Source organism: Nonomuraea sp. NPDC049714, assembly GCF_044465295.1.
In the GTDB taxonomy this organism is placed as follows: Bacteria; Actinomycetota; Actinomycetes; order Streptosporangiales; family Streptosporangiaceae; genus Nonomuraea.
In genome coordinates this window covers 332,497-345,513 of the sequence record NZ_JBITLM010000007.1, presented here as the reverse complement: position 1 = coordinate 345,513, position 13,017 = coordinate 332,497, and the positions used below count along the sequence as shown (strand labels likewise).

Genomic DNA, 13,017 nt, shown 5'->3' with positions numbered 1-13,017 from the left:
AGAACCAACGGCACTGAGAGAAACGGCGACTGCCGGGCCCCTGATACGACCCCTCAACCGCTGGAGGTGTGGTGGAGGGAGGAGGGACCTGGAATGCCTTCAGAGCATCTAAGCTCTTTGTCGGACAGCAGGCGTAACATTTACACCCGCCACGGCGGACTAACCCTTCCTGCCGACCTCGGTGACGGAATGGCCGCCTACGTGACGAACGGCCTACTAGCCACGCAACCGTACCGAGTTAGCGCAAAGTTCCGCTGCGACAGTAAAGAACGAATGCTTGATATCTACCTGGCTCAGGTCACCAAGGGCAGAGACACGCTTAAAGACCTCACCGACCTCATGCGCATCGCCCAGAAGCGCTACAGCCAGATCCACGACTGCACCCTCACCGCCGGATAAAACACCTCGACCGCACCCCTCATGGTGAGCTGGGCGCGGTCGAGAAGAGGTGGCATCGTGCCTGGTGGGCGGCATGCCGAGCACCAGTCCCCGCAGATCGTGCAGGGCCGGTGAAGGGAAGCGGTCAGCGCGAGCCGCGGTTTACCGCCGAGATAACAGCCTTGAGGGATGCCGTAGTGGTGTTGGCGTCGATCCCAACCCCCCACAGCACTTGCCCATCAACGTCACACTCCAGGTAGGACGCAGCCTTGGCATCGGCCCCGGCGCTCATAGCGTGCTCGACATAATCGAGCACCCGCACCTTGACCCCCACCCCAGCAATGGCATCAACGAACGCCGAGATAGGCCCGTTGCCAACTCCCGAAATCTCCCGAATCTCCCCGTCAACGCGCACATCAGCGCTGATCCGGTCCTTGTCGTCGACCGTGGACTCGTGTCGGTGCGCCATCAGCCCGAGCCGTCCCCACCGGTTGTCCGGAGCAGGCAGGTACTCGTCCTGGAAGATGGAGTACATGGTGGCCGGACTGATCTCCCCGCCCTCGGCCTCGGTGCGCGCCTGTACGACCTTGGAGAACTCGATCTGCAGCTTGCGCGGCAGGTCGAGCTGGTGGTCGGCCTTCATGATGTAGGCGACCCCGCCCTTGCCGGACTGGCTGTTGACCCGGATGACCGCCTCGTAGGTCCGCCCGATGTCCTTGGGATCGATGGGCAGGTACGGCACCTCCCAGGTGAACGAATCCACCGGCACCCCAGCAGCGGCGGCGTCCCGCTCCAGGTGCTCGAACCCCTTCTTGATGGCGTCCTGGTGCGACCCAGAAAAAGCTGTGTAGACCAGCTCCCCACCCCACGGGTGCCGAGGATGCACGGGCAGCTGGTTGCAGTATTCGGTGATGCGCCGGATCTCGTCGATGTCGCTGAAGTCGATCTGCGGGTCGACGCCCTGGGAGAACAGGTTCATGCCCAGCGTGACCAGGCAGACGTTGCCGGTGCGCTCGCCGTTGCCGAACAGGCAGCCTTCGATGCGGTCGGCGCCGGCCAGATAGCCGAGCTCGGCGGCGGCCACGGCGCTGCCGCGGTCGTTGTGCGGATGCAGCGACAGGATGATCGAGTCGCGGTGCGCCAGGTTGCGGTGCATCCATTCGATCTGGTCGGCGTAGATGTTGGGGGTGGCCATCTCGACCGTGGCGGGCAGGTTGAGGATGACCTTGCGGTCGGGGGTGGGCTGCCACACCTCGTTGACGGCGTCGCACACCTCCACCGCGTACTCCAGCTCGGTGCCGGTGAACGACTCGGGTGAGTACTGGAAGCGTACGTCCACGTCGCTGGCGTCGGCGAGCTTCTTGACCAGTTTGGCGCCCTCGACGGCGATCGCGGTGATGCCTTCGCGGTCCATGCCGAAGACGACCCGGCGCTGCAGCGTGGAGGTGGAGTTGTACAGGTGGACGATGGCCTGCTTGGCGCCCTGGATGGACTCGTAGGTGCGCTCGATGAGCTCGGGCCTGGCCTGGGTCAGCACCTGGATCACCACGTCGTCGGGGATCCGGTCCTCTTCGATGATCTGGCGTACGAAGTCGAAGTCGGTCTGTGAGGCGGCCGGGAAGCCCACCTCGATCTCCTTGTAGCCCAGCTTCACCAGCAGCTCGAACATCTGGAGCTTGCGGTGGGCGTCCATCGGGTCGATCAGCGCCTGGTTGCCGTCCCGCAGGTCGACCGCGCACCAGCGCGGGGCCTCGGTGATGACCTTGTCAGGCCAGGTGCGGTCGGTCAGCCTGATCGGCTCGAAGGGTTGGTAGCGCTGGAACGGCATCGGGCTGGGCTGCTGAGAGGTCATGTCGGGCTCCTCGTCGGTCGAAGGGAAACGGCCGACGCGCATGACAGGCTCCGCGGCGAGGGAGCCGGCCTAGAGGCCCCCGCCGCGGCAGCTAAGAAGCAGTCCGCGCAGCATGGCTTTCACGCTATCAGACGTCTCACCGTGACCCCGCCCGGTTCCACATCGTGAGAAGTACATCGTGAGAAGTCACACCGTAGAAGGCCCACCGTAAGAAGCCCGTAGGAGGCCCACCGTAAGAAGCCTCACCGTAAGAAGCCTCACCGTAGGAAGTCACGAGGAGATGAGGACGCTGAGGCAGGTGACACACCCCTCCAGCTTCTCAAATTCCGAAATATCCACCACCGTCACCTTAAATCCGCGCTTCTCCAGCATGGCCGCGGTCTGCGGCGCGGACGCCGCCATCAGGACCCGGTCATCGCCCAGCGGCACCACGTGCGCCCCCGGCTCCTCCAGCGGTACCAGCAGGTCGGGCAGGTCCACGTACGCCGGATCGCCGATGAGCGTGCCGTCCGGCAGCGCGGTGACCGCCGATTTCAGATGCAGCACCCCGGTCAGCCGCACGGGGACGATCCGCCGCTCCGGCAGCAGCGCGCTGAGCTGCCTGATCCCCTGGTCGTTGGTCCGCGCGGACCTGCCGACGTAAACGGTGTTCCCGACCTGCAGCACGTCCCCGCCGTCGAGCGTCCCGGGCGCGGCGATGCGCACCGCTTTCACCCCGAGCTCCCGCAGGGCCGCCGCCACGGACTCACCCTCCGGCCGCCGCTCCGGCGCGCCCGGCCTGGTCAGTACGGCCAGCTGCCCGGCCACCACGACCGTGTCCTCCACGAACGGCGCGTCGGGCAGGTCGTCGGCAGGCTCGGCGTACACCGCCCGCCAGCCGTTCGCAGCGAGCGCGGCCACGTAACGGGCGTGCTGGTCAGCGGCCAGTTCGCTGTCCACGGCCTCTCGCCGGACATGGGTGACGATCCCCTCGGCGATTCGAGGACCAGGCATTCTTACCAGCGCGATACCGGACATAGGGCGTTTTCTATCACGTGGTCGGTAGAGTCTCGGTCATGCGGGACAACGAGATTCTCTCCACGATCAGCGCTCTGGTCGACGAGGAGCACGAACTGCGCAGCAAGCTGCGGACCGGCGAGCTCGGCACCGATGAGGAGAACGCCCGGGTCAAGCAACTGGAAGTGGCCCTCGACCAGTGCTGGGACCTGCTCCGGCAGCGCCGGGCGCGGCGCGGGGTCGGCGAGGACCCGGACGGCGCCGCCGCCCGTCCCGCCGACCAGGTGGAGAACTACCGGCAGTAACAGGTGGAGGACTACCGCCAGTAAATGGCTCGCGTGCCCGGCGACGGGTGCGCTTGTGTGGGCTCATGCAGATCCAGCGCATCGACGCCGAGCACCCCGGCCGCCTGCTCGACGACTTCCACGACGCGTTCGTCGCCGCCATGGAGGGGGTGCCCGGCCCGCAGGTCTCTGCCGCCCGGTTCCGGCGGGTGGTCGGCGGGGGCGGCCCCGGGGCGCGTGCCGAGGCCTGGGTCGTGGTCGAGGGCGGCCAGGTCGTCGCGGGTTACGGGCTGAGCTTCCCCCGCTACGACAACACCCACATGGGCGTCCTGTTCCCCCTCGTGGTGCGCCCCGAGCGGCGTCGGCAGGAGATGGGCTCGGCCCTGCTCGCCCACGCCCTCGACCGGCTGCGCGCCGACGGCCGACGGCTGCTGCTCGCGGAGACGCCCGCCGAGGGCCCCGGCGCGCGGTTCGCACTGACGCATGGCTTCACGGTCGGCGTGGCCGAGGCCCGCCGCGTGCTCGACCTCCGCAAGGTCGATTGGGACGCTTTTGAGCGGATGCTCCCCCGCAGCGGGGGCTATCGCCTGGAGCGATGGACCGGCCCCACGAGTCCGGAGCTGCTGCCCGATCTCGCCACGGTGATGGACGGGATGAACGACGCGCCCCGCGACGCGGGCGTGGAGGCGATGAACCTCCCCCTCGAACGAGTCCGAGCCGACGAGCAGCGCACCCGCGAAGGCGGCGACGACTCCTACACCGTCCTGGCCAGGCGGACCTCCGACGGCGCCCCCGCGGGCTACACGCGCGTCTTCCTCACGGCCGATCGCGCGGACGGCTGGGTGCACCAGGGCGACACGACCGTGCTCAGGCAGCACCGCGGCCACCGCCTCGGCCTGCTGCTCAAGCTCACCAACCTGTTCTGGCTGCGCGAGCGGGAGCCGCACCTCGACCGCGTCATCACCTGGAACGCGACGTCCAACGCCCACATGCTGGCGATCAACGAGGCCATGGGCTTCGAGCTGCTGGACGAGTGGAACGAGTGGCGACTCCCGCTCCAGACAAGGAAGAGCGCAGAATGGGCGTTGTGACGGAACGGCACGTACTTCTTCGCATCGCGCCGGAGCTGATGATGTTCCTGCCCGCGAGCCGCCGTACCAGCACTCAGCGGATCGCCCTCGACGGCTCCTCCACGCTGGGGCACCACGTGGAGTCGGCGGGCGTCCCGCTGACGGAGGTCGGCCCGATGACGGTCGGTGACCGGGGCGTGCCGCCGTCCTACCAGCCGCGTCCTGGTGACGTGGTGGAGGTGCGGGCGGTGCCCAGGCCGCAGCCGCTGCCCGAGGAGCCGCGCTTCCTGCTCGACGTCCACCTGGGCACGCTGGCCAGGCGGCTGCGCCTGCTCGGCATCGACGCGGCCTACCACAACGACATGGACGACCCGTCGCTGGTCGTGCAGGCCAACGAGGAGCGGCGGGTGCTGCTCACCCAGGACCGCGGCCTGCTGCGCCGCCGCGCCCTGTGGCTGGGCGCGTACGTGCGCGGCTCGCGGGCGCCGGACCAGCTCCGCGACCTGCTCGAACGCTTCTCCCCGCCGCTTCGTCCATGGACGAGGTGTACGGCCTGCAACGGCGAGCTGAGCACGGTGGCCAAGCGGGACGTGGAGCCGATGCTGCGCGCCGGCACCCGTAGGAGCTACGACGCCTACGGGCAGTGCCGGGTGTGCGGCCAGGTCTACTGGCACGGCGCGCACAGCGGCGACCTGGAGGAGATCGTCCGCTCGGCCCGCCAGTGGGCCGCCGGTTGACCTGGTCAGACGGCCAGCAGCCGGTGTACGTCCTCCCCGTTCAGCTCCTCGGCGGCGCCGGTGCGTACGACATGCCCGCCGTCGAGGATGACGAACCGGTCGGCCAGCCGTAGCGCGATGTCCAGATACTGCTCGACGAGGAGCACGGCGAGTCCCGAGGCGTGCAGCCGCTCGATGGCCTCCTCGATCTCCTGGATGATCGACGGCTGGATGCCCTCGGTCGGCTCGTCGAGGATCAGCATCCTGGGTCCGGTCACCAGGACGCGGGCGATGGCGAGTTGCTGCTGCTGGCCGCCCGACAGGTGCCCGGCTCTGCGTTTGAGCAGCGGTTTGAGCCGGGGGAAGAGCTCCAGCGCCTCATCGATGGCGTTCTTCGGCGCCTTCGCCGCCTCGGCGGTCACCAGCAGGTTGCCGAGCACCGACAGTTGCGGGAAACACTGGTGGCCCTGCGGGACGTACCCCATGCCGAGACGTACCCGCTCGTGCGGCTTGAGCTTGGTGACGTCGCGGCCGTCGAACGTGACGGCGCCCGCGGTCGCGGGCAGGACGCCCATGACGGTGTTGAGCAGCGTGGTCTTGCCGACGCCGTTGCGTCCCATGACGCAGACGAGCTGGCCGGGCTCGACGTCGAGCGAGACGCCGAACAGCACCCGCGCCCTGCCGTAACCGGATTCGAGGTCACTTACCGACAGCATCGCTGGGCTTCCTCCCCAGATAGACCTCCTGCACCCGCGGATCGGCGCTGACCTGCTCCACCGAACCCTCCACGAGCACCTTGCCCTCGTGCAGCACCGTCACCTTGGAGGCGTGACGGCGCAGGAACTCCATGTCGTGCTCCACCACGATCACCGTGTGGTCGTCGGCGATCCGGGTGAGCAGCTCCCCCGTCCGCTCGCGTTCCTCCCGCGACATGCCGGCCACGGGTTCGTCCAGGAGCAGCAGTCTGGGGCGCTGCGCCAGCAGCATGCCGAGCTCCAGCCACTGGCGCTGGCCGTGGGAGAGAACGCCGGCTGAACGGTCGGCGAGCTCTTCGAGACCGGTCCTGGTCAGCGCCTCCTCGACGGCCTGCGAGACCCCCTTGCGGCGGCGGGCCAGCGACCACAGGGGCCGGCGGAAGCAGGCCGCCAGGTCGAGGTTCTCGACGACGCTCAGCTCCTCGAAGACGACCGAGGTCTGGAAGGTACGGCCGACGCCGAGCCGGACGATCCGGTGCTCCTTGCGGCCCACCAGATCGTGCCCGTCGAAGGTGACCGTCCCGGCGGCCGGTCGGGTGAGGCCGGTGATCACGTCGATGAGGGTGGTCTTGCCGGCGCCGTTGGGGCCGATCAGGAAGCGCAGCTCCCCTTCCGGCACCGTCAGATCGACGCCGTCGAGGGCGTGGAAGCCGTCGAACACCACTCGTACGTCACGTAGCTCGAGCACTTCGCAACCTCCCCAAAATGCCGGCGATGCCCTTCGGGGCCAGCGTCATGACCAGGATGAACAGCGCACCCTGCAGGTAGAGCCAGCCGTCGGCGAACTGCTCGCTGAAGGCCGTCTTGGCGTATCCCATGAGGACCGCGCCGAGCACGGCCCCGGCCAGCGCGTGCCGCCCGCCGACCGCCACCGCGACGACGAGCTCCAGCGAGGGCACCACGCCGAGCAGCGCGGGCGAGATGATGCCCACCACGGGGACGAACAGGGCGCCCGCCAGCCCGGCCATGCCCGCGGAGGCGGCGAAGGTCACCGTCTTGACCGTCGCCGGGTCGTAGCCGAGGAACCTGACCCGGTCCTCGCCGTCCCGTACGGCCACCAGCAGCCTGCCGAACCTGCTGTGCACGAGCTGCCGGGTGGCGAGGTAGAGCACGCCGAGCACGGTGGCGACCACCAGGTAGAGCCCGCGCTGGGTGGAGTCGTCGGCCAGGTCCGCGCCGAACAGCTCGAAGAAGTTGGTCATGCCGTTGGTGCCGCCGGTCAGGCCCTGCTGCCCCACCAGGAGGATCACCATGGCGGCGGCCAGCGCCTGGGTGAGGATGGCGAAGTAGGCGCCGCGTACCCGCTGCCGGAAGACGAGCGTGCCGAGGACCACCGCGATCGCCACCGGGCCGAGCACCGCCGTGCCGAGGGCGAACACCGGGTTGGCGAACGGCGTCCACAGCGCCGGCAGCTCCTCCACGCCGCTCCACACCATGAAGTCGGGCAGGCCGCCGCCTTCGGCCAGTTTGAGGTACATGGCCATGGAGTAGCCGCCCAGGCCGAAGAAGACGCCCTGGCCGAGGGAGAGCATGCCGCCCTGCCCCCAGGCCAGCCCGATGCCGAGGGCGACGATCGCGTAGCAGAGATACTTGGCCAGCAGGCTCAGCCTGAAGGGTTCGAGCAGCAGCGGGGCCGCGACCAGGGCCAGCACGGCGATCGTGGCGAAGGGCAGGTGTTTTCTGATCATGTGAGCGCCCTCGACCTGAGCACGAACATCCCCTGGGGCCGCACTTGCAGGAACGCGATGACGGCCGCGAACACGATCACCTTGGCCAGGCTCGCGTCGGACCAGAACTCGGCGTAGGAGTTGAGCAGTCCGAGCCCGGCGGCGGCGAGCACCGCCCCGCGCAGCTGCCCGAGCCCGCCCGCGACCACCACGAGGAACGCGTCCACGATGTAGTACGTGCCGAGCGCGGGCCCGACCGGCCCGATCAGCGTCAGTGCGACACCGGCCACGCCGGCCAGCCCCGAGCCGATGAAGAACGTGAGCATGTCCACCCGGCCGGTGTCGATGCCGCTGGTCGCCGCGAGCTGCCTGTTCTGCACGACCGCCTGCGTTCTGCGGCCCTGCCGGGTGCGGCCGAGGTACGCCCACACGGCGACCACGCCGACCACGGCGAGCGCCAGGATGAACAGCCTGTTGTACGGCAGGATGCCGATCGCCCCGGTCAGCCACGACGGCGCCGCCACCTGCACGTTCGGCGCGCCGAACAGGTCGCGGGCCAGCTGCTGCAGCACCAGGCTGACACCCCAGGTGAGCAGCAGCGTGTCCAGCGGCCGGCCGTAGAAGTGCCGGATGGCGGCCCGCTCCAGGATCAACCCCATGAGCCCGGCGACCAGGAAGGCCGCGGGCAGTGCGAGCAGCAGGTCCTGGAGCAGGAAGGCGGTGTAGGCGCCCGCCATGATGAACTCGCCGTGCGCCATGTTGATCACGCCCATCTGGCCGAACGTGAACGTCAGGCCGAGCGCGACGAGCAGCAGCACCGCGCCGATCGACAGCCCGATGGGGAGCTGGTTGACGATGGCCTCCATCAGCTCTGCGCCAGCCCGCTCGCCCAGGGGTAGCCCTTGAGGTACGGGTCGGGCTTGATCGGCTTGCCGGAGTCCCAGACCTGCTTGATCAGGCCGTCGGACTGGACGATGCCGATGCGGGCCGTCTTGTACATGTGCTGGGTCTCACCGTCGATGGTGACCAGGCCCTCGGGACGTTCCAGCGCGATGCCGCCCGCCGCCTTCTTGACCGCCTCGACCTCGACCGTGCCGGCCTTCTTGACGGCCTCGGCCCACAGGTAGACGGCGTTGTAGCCGGCCTCCATCGGGTCGCTGGTGACCTTGTCCTGGCCGTAGGTGTCCTTGAAGGCCTTGACGAAGGCGGTGTTGGCCGGGGTGTCGGTGGTCTGGTAGTAGTTCCAGGCGACCGGCTGGCCGGCGATGTTGTCCACGCCGATGCCCTTGACCTCCTCCTCGGCGATGCTCACCGACAGCACCGGCATGCTCTCGGCGGTGGCGCCGGCGCTCTTGAGCTGTTTGAAGAAGGCGACGTTCGAATCGCCGTTGAGCGTGTTGAACACGGCCTCGGGCTTGGCCTGGGTCACCTTGTTGACCAGCGTGGAGTATTCGGTGTGGCCGAGCGGGGTGTACTCCTCGCCCAGGATCTCCATGCCGTTCGCGGCGGCGTACGCCTTGATGATCTTGTTGGCGGTGCGCGGGAAGACGTAGTCGCTGCCCACCAGGAAGATCTTCTTCTTGCCCTGTTCCTTGAGGTAGTCCAGGCCGGGGATGATCTGCTGGTTGGTGGTGGCGCCCGTGTAGAAGATGTACGGCGAGCTCTCCAGCCCTTCGTACTGCACCGGGTACCACAGCAGCGCCTTGTAGCGTTCGAAGACCGGCAGCATCGCCTTTCTGCTCGCCGAGGTCCAGCCGCCGAACACGGTGGCGACCTTGTCCTGCCGGATGAGCTTGGTGGCCTTCTCGGCGAACGTCGGCCAGTCGGAGGCGCCGTCCTCCACCACGGGCACCAGCTTCTTGCCGAGCACCCCGCCGGCCTTGTTGATCTCTTCGATCGCGAGCAGCTCCGCGTCCCGCACGGTCACCTCGCTGATCGCCATCGTGCCGCTGAGCGAGTGGAGGAGACCGACCTTGATCTCGCTCTCACTGGACGCGGTACCGGACTGCGAACCCGACGCCCCGCACGCCGCGACGGACATGATGAGAATTCCTGAGATGATCGCGTGAGGAATACGCACTGCCGTTCCTTCCTGCAGACGAGCTCTGCGAGTACGGTGATCCGGCCTGATGTCGGCGTGAGATCACGTACGTTAAGAGCCCATTGCCGGTGCCTCACAGGGGGATCCGGAGCACTGCGACCCAGAGGAAACCGGCCCGACACGCCTCGGCAACACCGTGGAAACGGCGGGTTTCTAGGGTCCGGCCCATGCGGCTGACCCCACACGAGCAGGAACGGCTGCTCATCCACGTCGCGGCCGGAGTGGCGCGCGACCGTCAGGCCAGGGGCCTGCGGCTCAATCATCCCGAGGCCACCGCGATCATCGCGTCGTTCCTGATGGAGGGGGCCAGGGACGGCCGGACGGTGGCGGACCTGATGGCGGCCGGACGCGCCGTGCTCGGCCGGGACGACGTCATGGAGGGAGTCCCCGAGATGCTGGACACCGTGCAGATCGAGGCCACCTTCCCCGACGGCACCAAGCTCGTCACCGTGCACAGGCCGATCCCGTGATCCCCGGCGAGTACGTCCACCCCGAGGGGACGATCCCGCTGAACCCGGGCCGCGAGCGGGTGACCGTGCGGGTCGTCAACACGGCCGACCGGCCGGTACAGGTCGGCTCCCACTACCACTTCGCCGCCTGCAACCCCGCGTTGGACTTCGACCGGCAGGCCGCCTGGGGCATGCGCCTGGACGTGCCCGCCGGCACCGCGATCCGCTTCGAGCCGGGCGTCGAGCGTGACGTGAGCCTGGTGCCCCTCGCGGGCCACCGGGTGGTGCCGGGACTGCGCGCCGAGCAGGCGGGAGCGCTCGATGCCTGAGATCTCCCGCGCCCGCTACGCCGCCCTCTACGGCCCCACCACCGGCGACCGGATCAGGCTCGCCGACACCGACCTGTTCGTCGAGGTCACCGAGGACCTGTCCATGGGTCCGGCCGGGGCGGGCGACGAGGCGGTGTTCGGCGGCGGCAAGGTGATCCGCGAGTCGATGGGCCAGGCCCGCACCACCCGCGCCGAGGGCGCCGCCGACCTGGTGATCACCGGCGCGGTGATCCTCGACCACTGGGGCGTGGTCAAGGCCGACGTGAGCGTCGTCGACGGCCGGATCGCCGCCATCGGCAAGGCCGGCAACCCCGACACGATGGACGGCGTCGACATCGTCATCGGCCCGTCCACGGAGATCCTGGCCGGCAACGGCAAAATCCTCACAGCGGGCGCGATCGACTCCCACGTGCACCTCATCTGCCCGCAGGTCCTCGACGAGGCGATCGGCTCCGGCGTCACCACGATCATCGGCGGCGGCACCGGACCCGTCGAGGGCACCAAGGCCACCACCGTCACCGGCGCCTGGTATCTGGGCAGGATGCTGGAGTCCCTGGACTCCTACCCGCTCAACTTCGCGCTGCTCGGCAAGGGCAACACCGTCTCCGCCGACGGGCTGTGGGAGCAGCTCGCGGCGGGCGCGTCGGGCTTCAAGCTGCACGAGGACTGGGGCACCACCCCCGCCGCGATCGACGCCTGCCTGAAGGTCGCCGACGCGAGCGGTGTGCAGGTCGCCATCCACACCGACACGCTGAACGAGGCCGGATTCGTCGAATCCACACTGGCGGCCATCGGCGGCCGGACGATCCACGCCTACCACACCGAAGGCGCCGGAGGCGGGCACGCGCCCGACATCATCCGCGTCGCCTCGTACGGCAACGTGCTGCCCTCCTCCACCAACCCGACCAGGCCGCACACCGTCAACACCCTCGACGAGCACCTCGACATGCTCATGGTCTGCCACCATCTGAACCCGGCCATCCCCGAGGACCTGGCCTTCGCCGAGTCCAGGATCAGGCCGACGACGATGGCGGCCGAGGACGTGCTGCACGACCTGGGCGCCATCTCGATGATCGGCTCCGACTCGCAGGCCATGGGCCGCGTCGGCGAGACGATCATCCGCACCTGGCAGACGGCGCACGTCATGAAGGGCCGCCGCGGCTCGCTCGGCGGCCCCGCCGACAACCTCCGCGCCCGCCGCTACATCGCCAAATACACCATCTGCCCCGCCATCGCCCATGGCTTGGCGGCCGAGGTCGGCTCCGTCGAGACGGGCAAGCTCGCCGACCTCGTCCTGTGGGACCCCGCCTTCTTCGGCGTCAAGCCCACCCTCGTCCTCAAGGGCGGCGTCGTCGCCTGGGCCCAGATGGGCGACGCCAACGCCTCCATCCCCACGCCCCAGCCGGTGCTGCCCCGCCCCATGTTCGGCGCCGCCCCCGCGACGGCCGCCGCCACCTCACTGCACTTCGTCGCGCCGCACGCGCTGGACTCCGGCCTCGCCGACCGCCTCGCCGTCCGCCGCCGCCTGACACCCGTGACGGATGTACGGGGACGCGGCAAGGAGTCGATGCCGCTGAACGACGCGCTGCCGAGGATCGAGGTGGCGCCGGACACGTTCGAGGTCCGGATCGACGGTGACCTGATCGAGCCCGCCCCCGCCCGGACGCTGCCGCTGGCGCAGCGCTACTTCCTCTTCTGATGAACGCCCCTGTGATGAACGCCGCGATCCTGCTCCTCACCGACTCCCGCCTCCCCGCCGGAGGCCACGCCCACTCGGGCGGCGTCGAACAGGCGGTCACGTCCGGCGCCGTACACGACGTGCCCTCCCTGGAGCCCTTCCTCAGGGGCCGCCTGCACACCGCGGGCGCGGTCGCAGCCGCCCTCGCGGCGGCGTCCTGCGCCTTCGCCTCCTGTACGGCCGGCGCCCCGCCCACCTGGGGCGACCTTGACGCCGAGGTCGATGCCCGCACCGCGTCGCCCGCCCAGCGGGCCGCGTCGCGGGTGCAGGGCAGGCTGCTGCTCCGGGTGGCGCGCCGCCTGTGGCCGTCCCCGGTGCTGGAGGAGCTGGCGGAGGCCGTACCGAGCCCCCATCATCCGCTCGCGCTCGGTGCGGCGGCGCACGCGGCGGGAGCCTCGTCCGAGGACGCCGCGCTGGCGGCGGCCTATCACGCGATCAGCGGCCCGGCCACGGCGGCGGTCCGGCTCCTCGGCCTCGACCCGGTGGCCGTCCACCGCCTGCTCGCGGACCTGTCCCGCGAGCTTCCCACGCATCCCCCGGTCGCCTGGACGGGCGCCCGGCCGGACGCCCGGCAGTCCGTCTGGGCGGATCTGCCGGCCCACTCCGCCCCGGCCCTGGACCTGCTGGCCGAGCGGCATGCGCGAGCTCAGGTCAGATTGTTCGTCTCCTAGGAAGGACCCCT

Annotated in this window: 15 protein-coding genes; 8 read left to right on the top strand and 7 right to left on the bottom strand. The window is 69.4% G+C overall.

Annotation, left to right across the window (positions count from 1 at the left end; all coding sequences use genetic code 11):
* Positions 1–273: 273 nt before the first annotated feature.
* Positions 274–399, top strand: coding sequence for a hypothetical protein (locus ACIBQX_RS27785; protein WP_397009449.1), 126 nt, complete (start codon positions 274–276; stop codon positions 397–399).
* 124 nt (positions 400–523) lie between these two features.
* On the opposite strand, the gene leuA is transcribed toward ACIBQX_RS27785, so the two are convergent.
* The gene (leuA, locus tag ACIBQX_RS27780) at positions 524–2,230 is read right to left on the bottom strand and encodes a 2-isopropylmalate synthase (RefSeq protein WP_397009447.1); all 1,707 of its coding nucleotides are present in this window, start codon (positions 2,228–2,230) and stop codon (positions 524–526) included.
* Positions 2,231–2,500: 270 nt separating this feature from the next.
* The gene (gene ddaH / locus ACIBQX_RS27775; protein ID WP_397009445.1) at positions 2,501–3,247 is read right to left on the bottom strand and encodes a dimethylargininase; all 747 of its coding nucleotides are present in this window, start codon (positions 3,245–3,247) and stop codon (positions 2,501–2,503) included.
* A 38-nt stretch (positions 3,248–3,285) separates the two neighbouring features.
* On the opposite strand from ddaH, the gene ACIBQX_RS27770 reads away from it, so the two are divergent.
* From ACIBQX_RS27770 to ACIBQX_RS27760, 3 genes are all read left to right on the top strand, one after another.
* Complete coding sequence (locus ACIBQX_RS27770) at positions 3,286–3,531, top strand: DUF2630 family protein (RefSeq protein ID WP_397009443.1); 246 nt, start codon at positions 3,286–3,288, stop codon at positions 3,529–3,531.
* A 65-nt stretch (positions 3,532–3,596) separates the two neighbouring features.
* Positions 3,597–4,601, top strand: coding sequence for a GNAT family N-acetyltransferase (locus tag ACIBQX_RS27765; RefSeq protein ID WP_397009441.1), 1,005 nt, complete (start codon positions 3,597–3,599; stop codon positions 4,599–4,601).
* Positions 4,589–5,317: a Mut7-C RNAse domain-containing protein gene (locus tag ACIBQX_RS27760; RefSeq protein WP_397009439.1), complete on the top strand. Its 729-nt coding sequence runs from the start codon at positions 4,589–4,591 to the stop codon at positions 5,315–5,317. Before ACIBQX_RS27765 ends, ACIBQX_RS27760 begins: the two co-directional genes overlap by 13 nt.
* Positions 5,318–5,322: 5 nt before the next feature.
* Here ACIBQX_RS27760 and urtE read toward each other — a convergent pair whose 3' ends face one another.
* Genes urtE through urtA form a run of 5 tightly spaced genes read right to left on the bottom strand, consistent with a single transcriptional unit; the run spans position 5,323 to position 9,759 of the window.
* On the bottom strand, positions 5,323–6,012 hold the full coding sequence (gene urtE, locus ACIBQX_RS27755) for an urea ABC transporter ATP-binding subunit UrtE (RefSeq protein WP_397009437.1): 690 nt from the start codon (positions 6,010–6,012) through the stop codon (positions 5,323–5,325).
* A complete protein-coding gene (urtD, locus tag ACIBQX_RS27750; RefSeq protein WP_397009435.1) occupies positions 5,996–6,739 on the bottom strand; it encodes an urea ABC transporter ATP-binding protein UrtD in 744 nt (247 codons plus the stop codon). Before urtD ends, urtE begins: the two co-directional genes overlap by 17 nt.
* A complete protein-coding gene (gene urtC / locus ACIBQX_RS27745) occupies positions 6,723–7,739 on the bottom strand; it encodes an urea ABC transporter permease subunit UrtC (RefSeq protein ID WP_397009433.1) in 1,017 nt (338 codons plus the stop codon). Before urtC ends, urtD begins: the two co-directional genes overlap by 17 nt.
* A complete protein-coding gene (gene urtB / locus ACIBQX_RS27740; RefSeq protein ID WP_397009431.1) occupies positions 7,736–8,584 on the bottom strand; it encodes an urea ABC transporter permease subunit UrtB in 849 nt (282 codons plus the stop codon). The genes urtC and urtB overlap by 4 nt, the downstream gene beginning before the upstream one ends.
* Complete coding sequence (gene urtA / locus ACIBQX_RS27735; protein WP_397009806.1) at positions 8,584–9,759, bottom strand: urea ABC transporter substrate-binding protein; 1,176 nt, start codon at positions 9,757–9,759, stop codon at positions 8,584–8,586. Before urtA ends, urtB begins: the two co-directional genes overlap by 1 nt.
* A gap of 227 nt (positions 9,760–9,986) precedes the next feature.
* Between urtA and ACIBQX_RS27730 the strand changes: the two genes are divergently transcribed.
* From ACIBQX_RS27730 to ACIBQX_RS27715, 4 genes are read left to right on the top strand one after another with little or no spacing between them, the layout of a single operon-like run.
* On the top strand, positions 9,987–10,289 hold the full coding sequence (locus tag ACIBQX_RS27730; protein WP_397009429.1) for an urease subunit gamma: 303 nt from the start codon (positions 9,987–9,989) through the stop codon (positions 10,287–10,289).
* The gene (locus ACIBQX_RS27725) at positions 10,286–10,597 is read left to right on the top strand and encodes an urease subunit beta (RefSeq protein ID WP_397009427.1); all 312 of its coding nucleotides are present in this window, start codon (positions 10,286–10,288) and stop codon (positions 10,595–10,597) included. Before ACIBQX_RS27730 ends, ACIBQX_RS27725 begins: the two co-directional genes overlap by 4 nt.
* Entirely contained in the window at positions 10,590–12,296 is a 1,707-nt protein-coding gene (locus ACIBQX_RS27720; protein WP_397009425.1) for an urease subunit alpha, read from the top strand. Before ACIBQX_RS27725 ends, ACIBQX_RS27720 begins: the two co-directional genes overlap by 8 nt.
* Positions 12,296–13,006: an urease accessory protein UreF gene (locus ACIBQX_RS27715; RefSeq protein ID WP_397009423.1), complete on the top strand. Its 711-nt coding sequence runs from the start codon at positions 12,296–12,298 to the stop codon at positions 13,004–13,006. Before ACIBQX_RS27720 ends, ACIBQX_RS27715 begins: the two co-directional genes overlap by 1 nt.
* Positions 13,007–13,017: the final 11 nt, after the last annotated feature.